General features: G+C 58.0%; 16 protein-coding genes. 12 read left to right on the top strand and 4 right to left on the bottom strand.

From position 1 onward, the window contains the following. Positions 1-23 precede the first annotated feature (23 nt). From cyoA to AC33YF_RS02720, 5 genes are all read left to right on the top strand, one after another. Positions 24-944 carry a ubiquinol oxidase subunit II gene (cyoA, locus tag AC33YF_RS02700; RefSeq protein WP_491775659.1) on the top strand — a complete coding sequence of 307 codons (921 nt, stop codon included), beginning with the start codon at positions 24-26 and terminating at the stop codon, positions 942-944. A gap of 11 nt (positions 945-955) precedes the next feature. Then, on the top strand, positions 956-2989 hold the full coding sequence (locus AC33YF_RS02705; protein WP_491775675.1) for a cbb3-type cytochrome c oxidase subunit I: 2034 nt from the start codon (positions 956-958) through the stop codon (positions 2987-2989). Beyond that, positions 2986-3585: a cytochrome o ubiquinol oxidase subunit III gene (cyoC, locus tag AC33YF_RS02710; RefSeq protein ID WP_491775660.1), complete on the top strand. Its 600-nt coding sequence runs from the start codon at positions 2986-2988 to the stop codon at positions 3583-3585. The genes AC33YF_RS02705 and cyoC overlap by 4 nt, the downstream gene beginning before the upstream one ends. Continuing rightward, positions 3585-3905 (top strand): cytochrome o ubiquinol oxidase subunit IV, encoded by a 321-nt coding sequence (cyoD, locus tag AC33YF_RS02715; protein ID WP_491775661.1) that lies wholly within the window; start codon positions 3585-3587, stop codon positions 3903-3905. The genes cyoC and cyoD overlap by 1 nt, the downstream gene beginning before the upstream one ends. A gap of 186 nt (positions 3906-4091) precedes the next feature. Then, positions 4092-5474 carry a glutamate--cysteine ligase gene (locus tag AC33YF_RS02720; RefSeq protein WP_491775662.1) on the top strand — a complete coding sequence of 461 codons (1383 nt, stop codon included), beginning with the start codon at positions 4092-4094 and terminating at the stop codon, positions 5472-5474. Here the strand turns inward: AC33YF_RS02720 and AC33YF_RS02725 are convergent. The 3 genes from AC33YF_RS02725 to AC33YF_RS02735 all read right to left on the bottom strand — a co-directional run bounded on the left by AC33YF_RS02725 (position 5471) and on the right by AC33YF_RS02735 (position 7590). Then, positions 5471-6301: a DUF3108 domain-containing protein gene (locus AC33YF_RS02725; RefSeq protein WP_491775663.1), complete on the bottom strand. Its 831-nt coding sequence runs from the start codon at positions 6299-6301 to the stop codon at positions 5471-5473. The two genes, AC33YF_RS02720 and AC33YF_RS02725, sit on opposite strands and share 4 nt — an antisense overlap. 189 nt (positions 6302-6490) lie before the next feature. Then, positions 6491-7168, bottom strand: a complete 678-nt coding sequence (locus AC33YF_RS02730) for an oxidoreductase (RefSeq protein ID WP_491775664.1) — start codon at positions 7166-7168, stop codon at positions 6491-6493. Positions 7169-7218: 50 nt separating this feature from the next. Then, the gene (locus AC33YF_RS02735) at positions 7219-7590 is read right to left on the bottom strand and encodes an oxidoreductase (protein WP_491775665.1); all 372 of its coding nucleotides are present in this window, start codon (positions 7588-7590) and stop codon (positions 7219-7221) included. Here AC33YF_RS02735 and AC33YF_RS02740 point away from each other — a divergent pair. Then, positions 7589-7804 (top strand): hypothetical protein, encoded by a 216-nt coding sequence (locus tag AC33YF_RS02740; RefSeq protein ID WP_491775666.1) that lies wholly within the window; start codon positions 7589-7591, stop codon positions 7802-7804. The genes AC33YF_RS02735 and AC33YF_RS02740 overlap by 2 nt on opposite strands. Positions 7805-7913: 109 nt before the next feature. Here the strand turns inward: AC33YF_RS02740 and AC33YF_RS02745 are convergent, their stop codons facing one another. After that, positions 7914-8498 carry an invasion associated locus B family protein gene (locus AC33YF_RS02745; protein ID WP_491775667.1) on the bottom strand — a complete coding sequence of 195 codons (585 nt, stop codon included), beginning with the start codon at positions 8496-8498 and terminating at the stop codon, positions 7914-7916. A gap of 519 nt (positions 8499-9017) precedes the next feature. On the opposite strand from AC33YF_RS02745, the gene coxB reads away from it, so the two are divergent. The 6 genes from coxB to AC33YF_RS02775 all read left to right on the top strand — a co-directional run bounded on the left by coxB (position 9018) and on the right by AC33YF_RS02775 (position 14247). After that, entirely contained in the window at positions 9018-9851 is an 834-nt protein-coding gene (gene coxB, locus AC33YF_RS02750) for a cytochrome c oxidase subunit II (protein ID WP_491775668.1), read from the top strand. 72 nt (positions 9852-9923) lie between these two features. Next, positions 9924-11534, top strand: coding sequence for a cytochrome c oxidase subunit I (ctaD, locus tag AC33YF_RS02755; protein ID WP_491775669.1), 1611 nt, complete (start codon positions 9924-9926; stop codon positions 11532-11534). Between the two features lie 42 nt (positions 11535-11576). Further along, the gene (cyoE, locus tag AC33YF_RS02760; protein WP_491775670.1) at positions 11577-12533 is read left to right on the top strand and encodes a heme o synthase; all 957 of its coding nucleotides are present in this window, start codon (positions 11577-11579) and stop codon (positions 12531-12533) included. Further along, entirely contained in the window at positions 12533-12676 is a 144-nt protein-coding gene (locus tag AC33YF_RS02765) for a cytochrome c oxidase system small membrane protein (RefSeq protein ID WP_491775671.1), read from the top strand. Before cyoE ends, AC33YF_RS02765 begins: the two co-directional genes overlap by 1 nt. Positions 12677-12690: 14 nt before the next feature. Then, the gene (locus AC33YF_RS02770; protein ID WP_491775672.1) at positions 12691-13299 is read left to right on the top strand and encodes a cytochrome c oxidase assembly protein; all 609 of its coding nucleotides are present in this window, start codon (positions 12691-12693) and stop codon (positions 13297-13299) included. Positions 13300-13359: 60 nt separating this feature from the next. Then, the gene (locus AC33YF_RS02775; protein ID WP_491775673.1) at positions 13360-14247 is read left to right on the top strand and encodes a cytochrome c oxidase subunit 3; all 888 of its coding nucleotides are present in this window, start codon (positions 13360-13362) and stop codon (positions 14245-14247) included. The last annotated feature ends 83 nt before the right edge of the window (positions 14248-14330 follow it).

Raw genomic sequence — 14330 nt, forward strand, 5'->3', positions numbered from 1 at the left:
CCTGGGATCGAAGCAGCGAAGACATGATCGTCGAATACGCGCGCTCACGTCCATGGAAATCTAGTGCATCGGTCGCAATCGCCGTTGCAAGCCTGTCTCTGCTGTGTTCCGGTTGTAGCGTTGCGGAGGGGCCTGTCCTGGATCCTAAGGGGCCGATCGCGCTAACCGAGCGTGACCTACTCTTCCGGGCGACCGCGATTATGATGATCGTGATCATACCGGTCTTCATCATGGCGGCATGGTTCACCGTCCGGTATCGCGGGACGAACCGAAAAGCGCGCTACGCCCCAAATTTTGATTTCTATTGGCCTGCGGAGATTGTGGTTTGGAGCGTCCCTGCCGCGATCGTCGTTTGGCTTGCGTTTCATTTGTGGGAGTACACCTACAAGCTCGATCCGTATACGGAGATCGATCCGAGTGTGAAACCGCTTCAGGTCCAGGCAATCGCGCAGGACTGGAAATGGCTGTTCGTCTACCCGGAGCAAAACATTGCCGTCGTCAATGAGCTCGCCGTGCCCGTCGGGAGGCCGGTAAGCATCGACATCACGTCCGACACGGTCATGAACTCGCTCGTGATCCCCGCGCTCGGGGGGCAGATCTACGCGATGGCCGGCATGCAGACGCGGCTTAACCTGCTTGCCGACGAGGAGGGCACATTCTGGGGTCGAAATGTCCAGTACAGCGGACGCGGGTTTGCAGATCAGCAGTTCCAGACTCTTGCAATGCCTCAAGAAGCTTTCGATTCCTGGGTGCAGAAGGCCAAGGACTCAAGTAACGCGCTGGACGCAGCAACGTATGAGGTGCTCGCCAAGCCGAGCGAAAAAGTCCCAGTAACGTACTACTCAGGCGTCGAGCCCAATCTCTTCGAGTGCATTATCGGAAAGTATTCTCACGGCGATGCAGATCGCATGCCGCGATCGTCAAAAGCTCAACTGACGGAATAGGTCACGTGGATATCTTCGGACGACTGACGATCGATTCCTTGCCGTTCTACAGCGCTGTCGCTGCATCGGGCGCGGCGGTGACAGTACTCGGCGGGCTCGCCGTCGCCGGCGCCATCACCTATTTCGGCGCCTGGCGCATGGTTATGACCCGATGGGTCTCAAGCCTCGATCACAAGAAGATCGGCATCATGTACATCATGCTTGCGCTTGTGATGCTGGTGCGCGGCTTCGTCGATGCCGCCATGATGCGGAGCCAGCAGGCCATCGCCTACAACAACGAGGGCTATCTGCCGCCTGACCATTTCGATCAGATCTTCTCGTCCCACGGCACGATTATGATCTTCTTCATGGCCATGCCTTTTCTATCGGGACTTGCGAATCTCATCGTACCCCAGCAGATCGGCTCGCGGGATGTGGCCTTTCCATTCATGAACTCCGTTAGCTTGTGGCTGACCACGGCCGGGGCGGGGCTCATGCTGATCTCGTTGGTCGTCGGCAAATTCTCTACGGCGGGCTGGACGGCCTATCCGCCGTACTCCGGCGTCGAATACACGCCCGGCGTGGGTGTCGACTATTGGCTTTGGATGGTCTTCATATCCGGTTTTGCCACCACCATGACCGGCATCAATTTCTTGGTGACCATCTTCAAATGCCGAGCGCCTGGCATGACGATGTTCCGTCTCCCGCTCTTTACATGGACAATCTTCATTACGTCGGTTCTGATTATCTTCGCTTTTCCCGCGCTCACCGTCGCGTGCGCCATGCTGATTCTGGACCGGAACTTCGGCTTTCATTTTTTCACGAACGACATGGGCGGGAACATGATGAACTACATCAACCTGTTTTGGTTGTGGGGTCATCCAGAGGTCTACATCCTCATTCTGCCGGCCTTTGGCGTTTTCTCGGAAGTTGTCGCGACTTTTAGCCAGAAGCGTCTATTTGGCTATATCTCGCTTGTCTGCGCGACCATCGCCATTGGCCTGCTCTCTTTCACCGTGTGGCTGCACCACTTCTTCACAATGGGCTCGAGTGCGAAGGTCAATTCTTTCTTCGGGACGATGACGACAATTATCTCGGTGCCGACGGGTGTGAAGGTCTTCGACTGGTTGCTGACCATGTATCGCGGCCGCATCATCTTTAAGCCGCCAATGCTGTTCACGATCGGTTTTCTCGTGACCTTCGTCATCGGCGGTCTGTCTGGCGTTCTGTTGGCTTTACCGCCGATCGACTACATGATGCACAACACGACCTTCCTGGTCGCGCACTTCCACAACATGATCATCCCCGGTGTGCTATTCGGCTATCTCGCGGGCTACATGTACTGGTTCCCAAAGGCGTTCGGCTTCAAGCTGAATGAAAAATGGGGAACCCGAGCCTTCTGGTGTTGGATCGTTGGCTTCTACATCGCGTTTATGCCGCTCTACGTGCTCGGCATGCTCGGTATGCCGCGCCGCATGGAGCATTACGACATCGCGGCTTGGCAGCCCCATCTCGTGGTGGCTTGGGTTGGCGCCTTCATCATTCTGCTCGGCATGATCTGCTTGGCGGTGCAGCTCATCGTTAGCATTCGCGAGCGTAACGAAGCACTGGACCTTTCAGGCGATGCGTGGAACGGCCGATCTCTCGAATGGGCGACGGCGTCGCCCGCAGCACCCTACAATTTCGCAGTGCTGCCGAAAGTGGAGAGCCGCGATGCTTGGTGGGATATGAAGCAGCGCGGTGTCGCCTATCAGCGGCCGGAAAAGTACGAAGACATTGTGATGCCGAAGAACACCTATGCCGGTCTCGTGATCGGCGTTGCAGGCGGCGTGTTCGGCTTCGCAGCCATTTGGTGGATGTGGTGGTTGGCGTTTTTGGCGCTGGCGGTTATCGCGGGGACAATCATCTACCGGGCGAGCGACGATGACGACGAGTTCATCATTCTTGCGAGCGAGGTGAAGGCCATTGAAGACGAGCGCTTCGCTCGACTCGCCAAAGCGCCAAAAAACGAAATGGCGGACGAACCGGGATTCGCGGGCGAATCGGCAGCGGAACCTGCGACATGAGCGGCGTCGCCCAAATGACGATTAGCCATCGTGATGCCGAGCGTTACGAAGAAAAGGATTTCGGCTTCTGGCTCTACTTGATGAGCGATGCCGTCATTTTCTCGCTACTCTTCGCGACCTATCTCGTCATGGTCGGTAATGCAGCCGGCGGACCAACACCCAAAGATGTTTTCGAATTGGACCGGGCCGCCGCCGAGACTGCATTGCTGCTCTTGAGCAGCGCGACGTTTGGCGTCGCCGCCGTTGCACTGTCGGCCGGAGAACGTGGCAAGGTCGTCCTCTGGCTCGCCATCACGTTCTTGCTCGGCGCCGGCTTTATCTATCTGGAGATTGACGAGTTCGCGGGAATGATCGCGGAGGGCGCGGGACCTGACCGCAGCGGGTTTTTGTCAGCCTTCTTCACGCTGGTTGGTACGCATGGACTGCATGTGACCGTCGGCCTGGTCTGGATCCTGGTGATGATTGGTCAGGTTTTGACGAAGGGCATTACCGCGCCTGTCGCATCGCGGCTGATGCGGCTTAGTTTGTTTTGGCACTTCCTCGACATCATCTGGGTCGTAATCTTCTCAGTCGTCTATCTGCCGGGAGTGCTGTGATGGAGATCAAGTCGGGGCTCCAAATCGAGCGAACGCTCAAGCCCTATCTGATCGGGCTTGCACTTGCGGTCGTTCTGACAGCCATCCCGTTTGCGCTCGTAGCGACTGGTGTGCTGCCGCGGCAGACTACGTTGGTCATCATTGCGGTCTTCGCAATCATGCAGATCTTCGTCCACCTGACCTTCTTCCTCCATATCGATTTCAAGACGACGCCGCGCGAAAACCTCGTGGCGCTGGCATTTGCACTCGTCTTGATTTTCATCATGGTAGGCGGGAGCTTGTGGATCATGTTCGACCTGTACAATCGTATGATCGTGTGAACTTAGGCGGGATGGTTTGGTCTTTGGACTAAGTCGCCGTAAAGCTGCCTCGTTTCGCGGAACTGCACCTTGCCGCATCGGTCCTTACATACGATATAGTGATCTATTCGCTTCCCGCGGGCGCGCCGATTTTCATCGGCCACCGGCGTTCCGAATTCTGATCGACCTAAGCGGAGTTCTCTACAAATGTCGACACGCGTTGGCGGGCCGAAGAGCCTCATCATCGAGTCGCGCGACGACCTCGCTGGGTATCTGGAGGCGGGCTGCAAGCCACAATCCGAATGGCGTATCGGCACCGAGCACGAGAAGTTCGGCTTCAACATCGCGGACAACTCGCCGGTTCCTTACGAAGGTGATCGCGGTATCGGCGCGCTCCTCGAGTCGCATCACAACTGCTTCGGTTGGGACGCTGTTCGCGAGAATGGAAAAATTATCGCGCTGTCATGCTCGGACTGTCCCATTGGCGGTTCGATAAGCCTTGAGCCCGGTGGGCAGCTCGAACTGTCTGGCGCGCCTTTGCATTCGATCCACGAGACAGAAGCCGAACTTCGCCAGCACTTGTCGCAAATCGGCTCTGTGGGGCAACAGCTTGGCATTGGCTTTCTTGGAATTGGTTTCTCACCAAAAAGAAGTCTAGACCAAACACCGCTGATGCCGAAGGACCGCTACGGCATCATGATGCGGTACATGCCATCGCGCGGGGGTCACGGCCTCGACATGATGTTCCGCACTGCAACCGTGCAGGTGAATATGGACTTCAGCGACGAGGCGGACATGGTGCGCAAGCTGCGCGTCGGCCTTGCGCTGCAGCCAGTTGCGACAGCGCTCTTCGCGAGTTCGCCCTTCACCGAAGGAAAGCTCAACGGCTTTCAATCGTATCGTGCTCAGATGTGGCAAGATACAGATCCTGACAGAACCGGCGGGCTTCCCTTTGCCTTTGAAGACGGCATGGGCTTCGAACGTTACGTGGACTATGCGCTCGATGTACCGATGTACTTCGTCTACCGCGACGGACGTTATATCGATGTTGCGGGTGCGTCTTTCCGCGATTTTCTGGCGGGCGAGCTAGAGGCGTTGCCAGGTGAGCGGCCAACCATCGAGGATTGGGCCGACCACCTCACAACGCTTTTCCCCGAGGTGCGCCTCAAAACATTTTTAGAGATGCGTGGCGCCGATGCTGGGCCTTTGGGGCTGCTCTTGGGCCTCCCGGCGTTGTGGGCGGGGCTGCTCTACGACCAGACGGCCCTCGACAGTGCTGCAGACCTCATCGCGAGCTGGACGGTCGAGGAACGCGACGAACTGCGCCTTTCCGTTCCGCGTAGGGGTTTGGCAACGCCATTCCGAGGCCGCACGGTGCGCGACATTGCTCGCGAAGTCTTGGCGCTCGCCGAGGGCGGGCTTTTAAGGCGCGCGCAGTTCAATGACAGAGCACAAGACGAAACGCGCATGCTCAGCCCTCTGATGGAGATTGCCGAAACGGGCCGAACAGAGGCAGACCGTCTCATTGCAGCCTATGAGGGCGTATGGGGCGGCGACATCGATCAGATCTTTGAGACAGAGGCGCTCTAGCGGGCGCTGGCGCGGCGGGGGTCCCCGGGCAACGTCTTTAGCTTGGTGAGCTTTACTGTGCCGTCTCCCCAGGCTGTTGGCACCACAACCTTGTAGGGCACGAAGAGGTCGGTTCCGGGCACCGGTACCAGCCACGCCTCAATTCCGTTTGTCTTTTGCAGGAAGGCTACCGTCGAACTCTGGGGCCGGTGTCCCCCGACTGGCCGATAACGGACCGCACACACCGCAGCAGCGCGCAGGCCCCCGGCTGTTTTGGGGCCGAGCTCTTCTGTTCGTTTCGGCGAGAGCGTCAGTTCGAAAAGCTGCCGACCGTCGAAGACGGGGAGCGTCTGGTTGCAGACGGCAAGGTCTCCCTGCGGCACGTCCGCGTGGATTGCAAGAAAGGCAGCCGTGAGCGGATCGAGAACGTTTCGAAGCTGATCGTCGGACAGGGGGACGGCTTTCCTATCCGGCCGCTTCTTCGGTATTCGCGTGACCTCCGGCGCGGACTCTTCAGCAAAGAGGATCTCAAGCGTCCGCTTCTCTCTATTGTCAGCGTATGAGAGGTTGAACTGCTTGGGTCTCGGGTTAGCATTGACGCGTTTCCCGTCGCTCTGCGTATTCCCTTCGCCCTTATAGACCAGGCCGGCCAGAATTGAGAACTCGCCGCGCGCCTTAAGCGAATAAGAGTCGGGCCTCACAGATGCTGTCAGATCGAACGTACCGAGATCGATTGCTGCAACACCGACCCGATAAGAGGCGCGGATCTGATCCGCACTGGACGGCGCTTCCGCGAGGGCTGCGCCTGGCTGCGCCAGACACAGCGCGGCCACAATTGTAAGTCTCATCCAGCAGCAAAATGCCAGATTCCGCATGGTCAAAACTCCAATGCACGCGCGGACGGTTGTGTCCACGAGCCTGAGATTGCCGAAAGCAGTCTAGCAAAGACCTCGCCGAAATTATGGGCGCACGAGCAAGTATCGCCGTGTCGTCGCGATGGGTACAGCGCCGCAACGTACCGCTGTGCGTGTTTCGCCTCAGGCAGCGTCGTTTAGCGTGGGATAGTCAGTGTAACCCTCCGCGTCGCCGCCGTAGTAGGTATCAGGGTTCGGTGTGTTTAACGGTGCATCCTGACGAAGACGCGCGACAAGATCCGGGTTCGCAATAAATAACGAGCCGAAAGCAATAAGGTCGGCATCCCCGGAATCGGTCGCATCGATCGCCATCTGCCGGTTGTAGGCGTTGTTCGCCATATAGGCGCCGGAAAAATTCGCGCGAAGAGTCTCGATTGCATTTGGCGGGAAGCTGCGCGCCCCACCCATTTCGCCCTCTACCAGATGGACATAGCCCAGGTTTGCATCATTGGCGCGCGCCATAGCCACGCTGAATGTGGAGACGGGATCGCTATCCGTGATGTCATTGAATCCCGAAAACGGGCTGAACCGAACGCCGACGCGTTTTGACGGATAAACGGCTGTGACCGCGTCGAAGACCTCGGCTAGGAAGCGCGTGCGGTTTTTGGCCGTTCCGCCGTAGGTATCGTCACGCTTGTTCGTGCTGTCGCGCATGAACTGGTCAAGCAGATAGCCGTTCGCAGCGTGAATCTCGACGCCATCAAATCCGGCAGCCTTCGCGTTCTCCGCGGCTTTGCGATAGTCGGCGACCACGCGCGCGATCTCGTCGACCTCAAGCGCCCGCGGTTCTGAGACATCCACGAAACCCGTTGCAATGAATGTCTGGCTGTTGGCGGTGATTGGGGAGGGGGCTACGGGCGGCTGCCCGTTCGGGAGCAGCGACACATGAGAAATACGCCAGAAATACGCCCCACATGCCAGAGTTGTGCGAACATCCGGCCACCTGCGTTGTGAACCGCATCGGTCACCGTCTTCCAGCCCGCGATCTGCTCGTCACTGTAGATCCCGGGGGTTTGAATGTAGCCCTTTCCCTCAGGTGAAATCTGCGTGCCCTCGCTAATGATCAGCCCCGCGCTCGCCCGTTGGGCATAGTAGGTCGCGTTTAGAGAATGCGGAACGTCACCCTCCGGGTGGGCGCGGTTTCGGGTCAGCGGCGCCATGACGATTCGGTTCGGCAGGGTCAGATCGCCAAGTTTGAGCGGTGTGAAGAGCTTCAGGTCCATGATCTATCAGCCTCCTGATGCACAGCTTGAGGGTGGCTGCGGACCACGCTTGCGCGGCCTCTCAGCGCTCGCTGCAAGTGGGTGCGCAGGTTTCGATTATCAAGCAGCCGAAGTCTCGCCGCGTGTTGTCCCCCGACGACGTTTGGGCGTTTTGGTCGGCCATACGGCAAGCGCCGAGCACTTGAAGCAAGGCGTTGCTGGGCCATATAATTAGGATGCCGCGCCCCTTTCCGTACCCTGCAAGGATTGTGGGCGCTCTCCGTCCCCCAAAGACGGACGAATCGGCGGCAGATTGCTCCTTTTCTGCCGCCGATTTTTTACGGCTACTTGAGCGTTTCGAAAGCCTTGGTGAACCCCTCCAACGAGACGGGAATACCGATTCCCTCGTCAACGGTCGGAAATATGATGAGCAGGGCATTTTCGCCCGATTGGAATTTGGTTACGACTTCGTCCTGTAGCTCAAACTCCGCGATGCAGCCGGTCGTTCTCGCACATTTGACGTACTTGGCGTTGCCGACGTCCTCCCCATCGACCTTGATCCCCAAGCCGCGCGGAAGAAATATTCCCAGTGGCGCGACGACGCGCATCATGTTGGCGTTGTCGCCGATGGATTTGAACAGCTGCACATTCAGGCCAACATTCGGACGCTCCTCATCCGTCACGCGCTGAACGATTGCGCACTTTTCTTCGCGAGCGCCCGGGGGCGTGCGGCAATAGAGTTGCCATGCGCCATAGGTGCCGCGTAGCACTGCCGCAGCTCCCGCTGGGGTCTGTTCGGCGCCGTCGTCTTGTGCAAATGACGAAGGTGCGGCTGATGCAAGACACAAGAAGGTCGCGAGGAGCGCCATGAACAGGCTCGATTGAAACTTCCAATAGCGGTCTGGAAGTGCATGGTGTCGGGAAGCCAAGAACGAGAGCATCGACATTGTGAGGCAGGGCCTTCCTGCATCTGATTAAGACTGGTTACAACCGTCGTACAGGATTCGGAGACTACGCCCAACATATTCGGGCCACCCGAGCAAACGCGCCTTTCGCCGGGCAAGAGGGCCAAATTTCGACCGAAATCATATCCGACAGGCCTTAGCCTGAGCCGCGCCTTCACGCCGCGTCCAGCACCCTGACTAGGCAATCAACCCTGAGGCGAAGCTACCGTGCAAGCTCGCCCTGTAGAACCTGAAAACTGCATCATGACTGTTGCCAATCAATATTCTTTATGATTTCTAAATTACATAAGAAGAGCTGGCGCCTGGCCATTACCAAGCCAGCAAAACCATGCGTCTTATCGGGGGCGACGCCAACATACTGCGAAGTGTTCTTGCGTCGCCGCTGCGACAGTGAGCGCGGGGCCAAACAGCCCGCGTTCGGCCATAATCGCACTCTGTTGCCGACTTAGCTGGCGGGGGCAGAGTAGGCTTGGGAGTGATCAAATGGGGATAAAAAATCTTGCTTTGGCGGGCCTTGCCGCAGCTGCAGGGATCGGCGCCAGCGAGGCGGTGCGCGCCGAGGATCTCCCCTTAGGTCAGGCACATCCGTGGCAGTTGGGCTTTCAAGAAGCAGCTACGCCAATCATGGCGCAGATCCACGAATTTCATAATTATGTCAATGTGATCATCATCGCGATCACACTGTTTGTGTTGGGCCTCATGGTTTACGTGATGGTTCGCTTCAACGAGAAGAGCAACCCTGAGCCGTCCCGCAATTCCCACAATACGCTTTTGGAAGTCGCCTGGACCGTAATCCCGATCTTCATACTTGTGGCGATCGCCATACCCTCGTTTCGGCTACTCTTCGCCCAATATGATTTCCCAAAAGCGGATGTCTCCATCACGGCGACCGGCGCTCAATGGTATTGGGTCTACGATTATCCAGAAGAGGATATCAGCTTCAATTCGATCATGGTGCCGGATGACCAGCTCGAGCCCGGCCAGCCCAGGTTGCTGGCGGTCGATAATGAAGTGGTAGTCCCGGTTGGCGCAAACGTTGTTGTGAGCCTCAAGTCGAATGACGTCATTCACGACTGGGCGGTTCCGGCGTTCGGCGTGAAGCTAGACGCGGTCCCGGGACGTTTGCAGCAGACATGGTTCCGTGCGGAGAAAGAGGGCTGGTTTTACGGCATGTGCTCGGAACTCTGCGGTCGCAACCATTCCGCCATGCCGATTGCCGTGCGGGTCGTCTCGCCGGACGAGTACGATGCTTGGGTCGCGAGCAAGAAGACGGCGAAAGTCGATATGGACGGAAAATTCGCGGCCGTGCGCGATTAGCGCATCCGTCGCAACAGAGAACGAGGCCTGACGGCCGAATACGACGACAATGGGACGATAGAGGAATTAGTCATGGCGAATAGTGCCCAGGCAGACGCCGCATCTCACGATCACGACGATCATCCGCATGGATTGCGGCGCTGGCTTTTCTCGACCAACCACAAAGACATCGGCACCCTCTATCTGATTTTGTCGCTTGTCGGTGGCGTTGTTGGCGCACTGTTGTCCATGGCGATGCGGGCCGAGCTCATGGAGCCCGGCATGCAGATCTTCGGCAATCCGGAGATGTACAACGTGTTCGTCACGGCGCATGGCCTGATCATGGTGTTCTTCAGCATCATGCCGGCGACCGTGGGCGCATTTGGCAACTGGATGGTGCCCTTGATGATCGGCGCCCCGGACATGGCCTTCCCGCGAATGAACAACATCTCGTTCTGGTTGCTCGCGATGGCATTCGTCCTGTTGGTCGCTTCGCTGTTCATGCCTGGAGCTCCGGGATCAACCGGCGCTGGTGCCGGCTGGACCATCTACGCGCCACTCTCCACGAGTGGTTCGCCAGGTGTAGCCGTTGATTTCGCCATTCTCTCGCTACATCTCGGTGGCGCGTCGTCTATCCTCGGTGCCATCAACTTCATCACGACCATTTTGAATATGCGTGCACCGGGCATGACCTTGCACAAGATGCCGCTGTTCGTCTGGTCGATCCTGGTTACGGCCTTCCTGCTGCTCCTGTCGCTGCCGGTTTTGGCGGGCGCCATCACCATGCTGCTCACCGACCGCAATTTCGGCACGGCCTTCTTCGACTCGGCACATGGCGGCGATCCGCTGCTTTGGCAGCATCTGTTTTGGTTCTTCGGTCACCCCGAAGTTTACATCCTGATTCTGCCGGGCTTCGGCATGATCAGCCAGATCGTTTCGACATTCTCCAAGAAGCCTGTGTTCGGCTATCTTGGCATGGCCTACGCCATGGTCGCGATCGGTGTTATTGGCTTTGTTGTTTGGGCCCATCATATGTATGCGGCCGGCCTTGACGTGAATACGCAAGCCTATTTCGTCTTCGCAACAATGGTGATTGCCGTTCCCACTGGCGTGAAAATTTTCTCGTGGATTGCCACGATGTGGGGCGGCTCGATCTCGTTCAAGACGCCCATGCTTTGGGCGCTCGGCTTCATATTTCTGTTCACCGTTGGCGGTGTGACGGGCGTGATGCTCTCAAATGCGGGCGTCGACCGGGCGTTCCACGACACCTATTATGTCGTGGCGCACTTCCATTATGTCCTGTCGCTGGGTGCGGTCTTCTCGCTCTTCGCGGCCTGGTACTACTGGTCGCCAAAGATGTACGGCTACATGTATTCGGAAACCCTCGGAAAACTCCATTTCTGGCTGATGTTCGTAGGCGCGAACCTTGCGTTCTTCCCGCAGCACTTCTTGGGCCTTGCGGGTATGCCGCGGCGCTATGCGGACTATCCGGACGCTTATGCTGGCTGGAACATGGTCTCGTCGATCGGCGCATATCTCGCGATGGCTGGCTTCGTCGTCTTTTTCATTGCCGTGATCCAGCAGTTCACGCGCAAGGAGAAGGCTGCAGCTAACCCTTGGGGTCCGGGGGCGACGTCGCTCGAATGGACGCTTCCCTCACCACCGCCGTTCCACACCTTTGATACGCTCCCGAGAATCAAATAGGGGCCGGAAGCGACTCTACGCGGCGCTTGAGCGAGTAGGCTGATGACAGACGCAACCGTCGAAAAGACGCAAGGCACGTTGGCTGTCGCCCCCGGAGGCGACATTGCCGACTATGCAGCGCTGCTGAAGCCGCGTGTCATGTTCCTTGTTGTGTTTACGGCACTTGTCGGACTGGTGGTTGCGCCCGTACCCATGCATCCCGTTCTTGCGGTTGCGGCGTTAGTCTGTATCGCAGTCGGTGCTGGCGCATCGGGTGCGCTCAACATGTGGTACGACGCAGACATCGATGCCCGCATGGCTCGAACGGCGTCACGGCCGGTACCGAAAGGTGCGCTCGCACCCAACGAGGCCTTGGCATTCGGCACCGTTCTCGGGATCGGCTCCGTCATATGCCTGGGGCTTATGGTCAACTGGGTGGCTGCCGGACTGTTGGCGTTCACGATCGCCTTCTATGTCTTCGTATACACAATGTGGCTGAAACGCGTGACGCCGCAGAACATCGTCATCGGCGGAGCGGCCGGTGCTGTGCCTCCCATGATTGGCTGCGCTGCTGCCACAGGCACAGTGAGCCTTGAGTCCTTCGTGATGTTTCTCATCATTTTCGTGTGGACCCCGCCACACTTCTGGGCGTTGGCTCTGATCCGCAGCGCTGACTATCGGCGCGCTGGCGTGCCGATGCTGCCCGTCACCCACGGTGCTGACGAGACACGACGGCAGATACTCATCTACAGCTGCCTTTTGGTGCCCCTCGCGATGGTCCCATCGATCATAGGTTTGGGCGGGCCGCTCTACACTTTGGTCGCTGCGACATTCGGCGCATTCTTCTTGGTTTTTGCCTATGACTGCTACCGGGAGCGCGAGGGCGAAACGGCAGAACGAGCGGCGAAGAATCTCTTCGCGTACTCAATTCTGTACCTCTTCGTGCTTTTTGCGGTCTTGCTCGTTGAGCACGGCTTTGGGCTAAACGTTGGCGCGCTTGCGCTGACTTGGACGTGGTGATGGAAGATGCTGAAGCCGAACGCAAACGCCGCCAACGCAGAAGGTCCATGGCAATTGGTTGGACCCTCGCAATTCTTGTTATTCTGTTCTTCATCGTCACCCTTGTCCGGCTCGGCGCAAACGTCGCCGATCGGCAGATGTGAGTGAGGTGCGTCACGTGATCCAGAAAAGCGATGCTGCAACCGAGAAAACCGAACCCCGCGACAAGCGAGCGCTTGTCGCGCTGGTCCTGGCCGGTGTCGTGGCCGGTATGGTTGGGCTGTCGTTTGCGGCTGTTCCGCTCTATCGGATGTTTTGCCAAGTGACCGGCTTCGGCGGGACCCCGCAAGTGGCCGACGCAGCGCCCTCCACGGTCCTCAATCGCACGATCAAGGTCCGGTTCGATACCAATGTGGACACGGATCTGCCCTGGGAGTTCAAGTCCGAACAGCGCGCCGTTGATGTGCGGATCGGCGAGTCGGCTTTGGTTTTCTTCAAGGCACATAATCCAACCGACAAGCCGGTGAGCGGAACGGCGGGGTTCAACGTGGCCCCTGAGATCGCAGGGCGGTACTTCGCAAAGATCGAGTGCTTTTGTTTTCAGCAGCAGACGCTTGCCGCGGGGCAAAGCATCGACATGCCTGTGACATTCTTCGTCGATCCGAAGATTGTTGAAGACGAGAGTGCGAAAAACATTGAGGAGATTACGCTGTCCTATACTTTCTACCGGAGCGACGATCCATCGGATGTCGCTGCCGCGCTGGAGGATGGGGCGTCAGGATCTTAAGAGACACGGCGCCACTGAGAGTCGCCGAATTGTCGATTGGGTAAGAAGGGGGAGCTCACGATGGCCCAGGGCCACGCAAAACCACAACACGATTACCATCTACTCAATCCGAGCCCGTGGCCGTTTGTCGGGTCGATTGGCGCAATCGTGTTGGCGCTTGGCGCTCTCATGTACTTCATGGACAAGAAAGCTGGCGATCCTCAGCTTTGGTACGTGCTTCCAGGCCTAGCTATCGTGATCATCACGATGTTCGGCTGGTGGCGCGACGTCATCAAGGAGGAAGCCGAAGGTTACCAATCGCCGGTGGTCCAGCTCCACCTTCGTTATGGCATGGTCTTGTTCATCGCCTCGGAGGTGATGTTCTTTGTGGCATGGTTCTGGGCTTACTTCGATGTAGCCCTGTTCCCGGACGACGCTGTGACCTATGCCCGAACGGCAGTCACGGGCGGCCAGTGGCCGCCAATTCCGAGCGCCGAGACGGATGTGCCCGGGCTTGGCTATTTCGGCCATACCTTTGACCCTTGGGGCTTGCCGTGGGTGAATACGCTGGTGCTGCTGCTGTCAGGCACGACGGCAACTTGGGCGCACCATGCTATGCTCCACGACGATCGGAAGGGTCTGATCTGGGGTCTGACATGTACAGTCCTACTCGGCATTCTCTTCACGTTTCTGCAGGTCTACGAATACACGCATGCTGGCTTCGGGTTTTCTGACCACATCTACGGCTCGACGTTCTACATGGCCACCGGCTTCCATGGCTTCCATGTAATCGTCGGAACCATATTCCTGTTGGTCTGCCTCTTCCGCGCGTTTGCGGGGCACTTCACGCCGCACAAGCACTTCGGATTTGAAGCCGCGGCTTGGTATTGGCATTTCGTCGATGTTGTGTGGCTGTTCCTATTCTGCTCCATCTACATTTGGGGCGCAGGAGCACACCCCGGCCACTAGCAGCAGACGGCCCGAGAACGGATTGGGGGCGGTCCTGTGGCCGCCCCTTTTCCGTTTTGCCCACTCGATGAATAGGGTTCGAC

It is taken from the genome of Methyloceanibacter sp. (assembly GCF_058506495.1).

Bases quoted from the DNA above. Each gene is read 5' to 3' on its own strand.
- cyoA (WP_491775659.1), top strand. From the start codon at position 24: ATGATCGTCGAATACGCGCGCTCACGTCCATGGAAATCTAGTGCATCG.
- cyoC (WP_491775660.1), top strand. From the start codon at position 2,986: ATGAGCGGCGTCGCCCAAATGACGATTAGCCATCGTGATGCCGAGCGT.
- cyoD (WP_491775661.1), top strand. From the start codon at position 3,585: ATGGAGATCAAGTCGGGGCTCCAAATCGAGCGAACGCTCAAGCCCTAT.
- AC33YF_RS02720 (WP_491775662.1), top strand. From the start codon at position 4,092: ATGTCGACACGCGTTGGCGGGCCGAAGAGCCTCATCATCGAGTCGCGC.
- AC33YF_RS02725 (WP_491775663.1), bottom strand. From the start codon at position 6,301: ATGAGACTTACAATTGTGGCCGCGCTGTGTCTGGCGCAGCCAGGCGCA.
- AC33YF_RS02740 (WP_491775666.1), top strand. From the start codon at position 7,589: ATGATCTATCAGCCTCCTGATGCACAGCTTGAGGGTGGCTGCGGACCA.
- AC33YF_RS02735 (WP_491775665.1), bottom strand. From the start codon at position 7,590: ATGGACCTGAAGCTCTTCACACCGCTCAAACTTGGCGATCTGACCCTG.
- coxB (WP_491775668.1), top strand. From the start codon at position 9,018: ATGGGGATAAAAAATCTTGCTTTGGCGGGCCTTGCCGCAGCTGCAGGG.
- ctaD (WP_491775669.1), top strand. From the start codon at position 9,924: ATGGCGAATAGTGCCCAGGCAGACGCCGCATCTCACGATCACGACGAT.
- cyoE (WP_491775670.1), top strand. From the start codon at position 11,577: ATGACAGACGCAACCGTCGAAAAGACGCAAGGCACGTTGGCTGTCGCC.
- AC33YF_RS02765 (WP_491775671.1), top strand. From the start codon at position 12,533: ATGGAAGATGCTGAAGCCGAACGCAAACGCCGCCAACGCAGAAGGTCC.
- AC33YF_RS02775 (WP_491775673.1), top strand. From the start codon at position 13,360: ATGGCCCAGGGCCACGCAAAACCACAACACGATTACCATCTACTCAAT.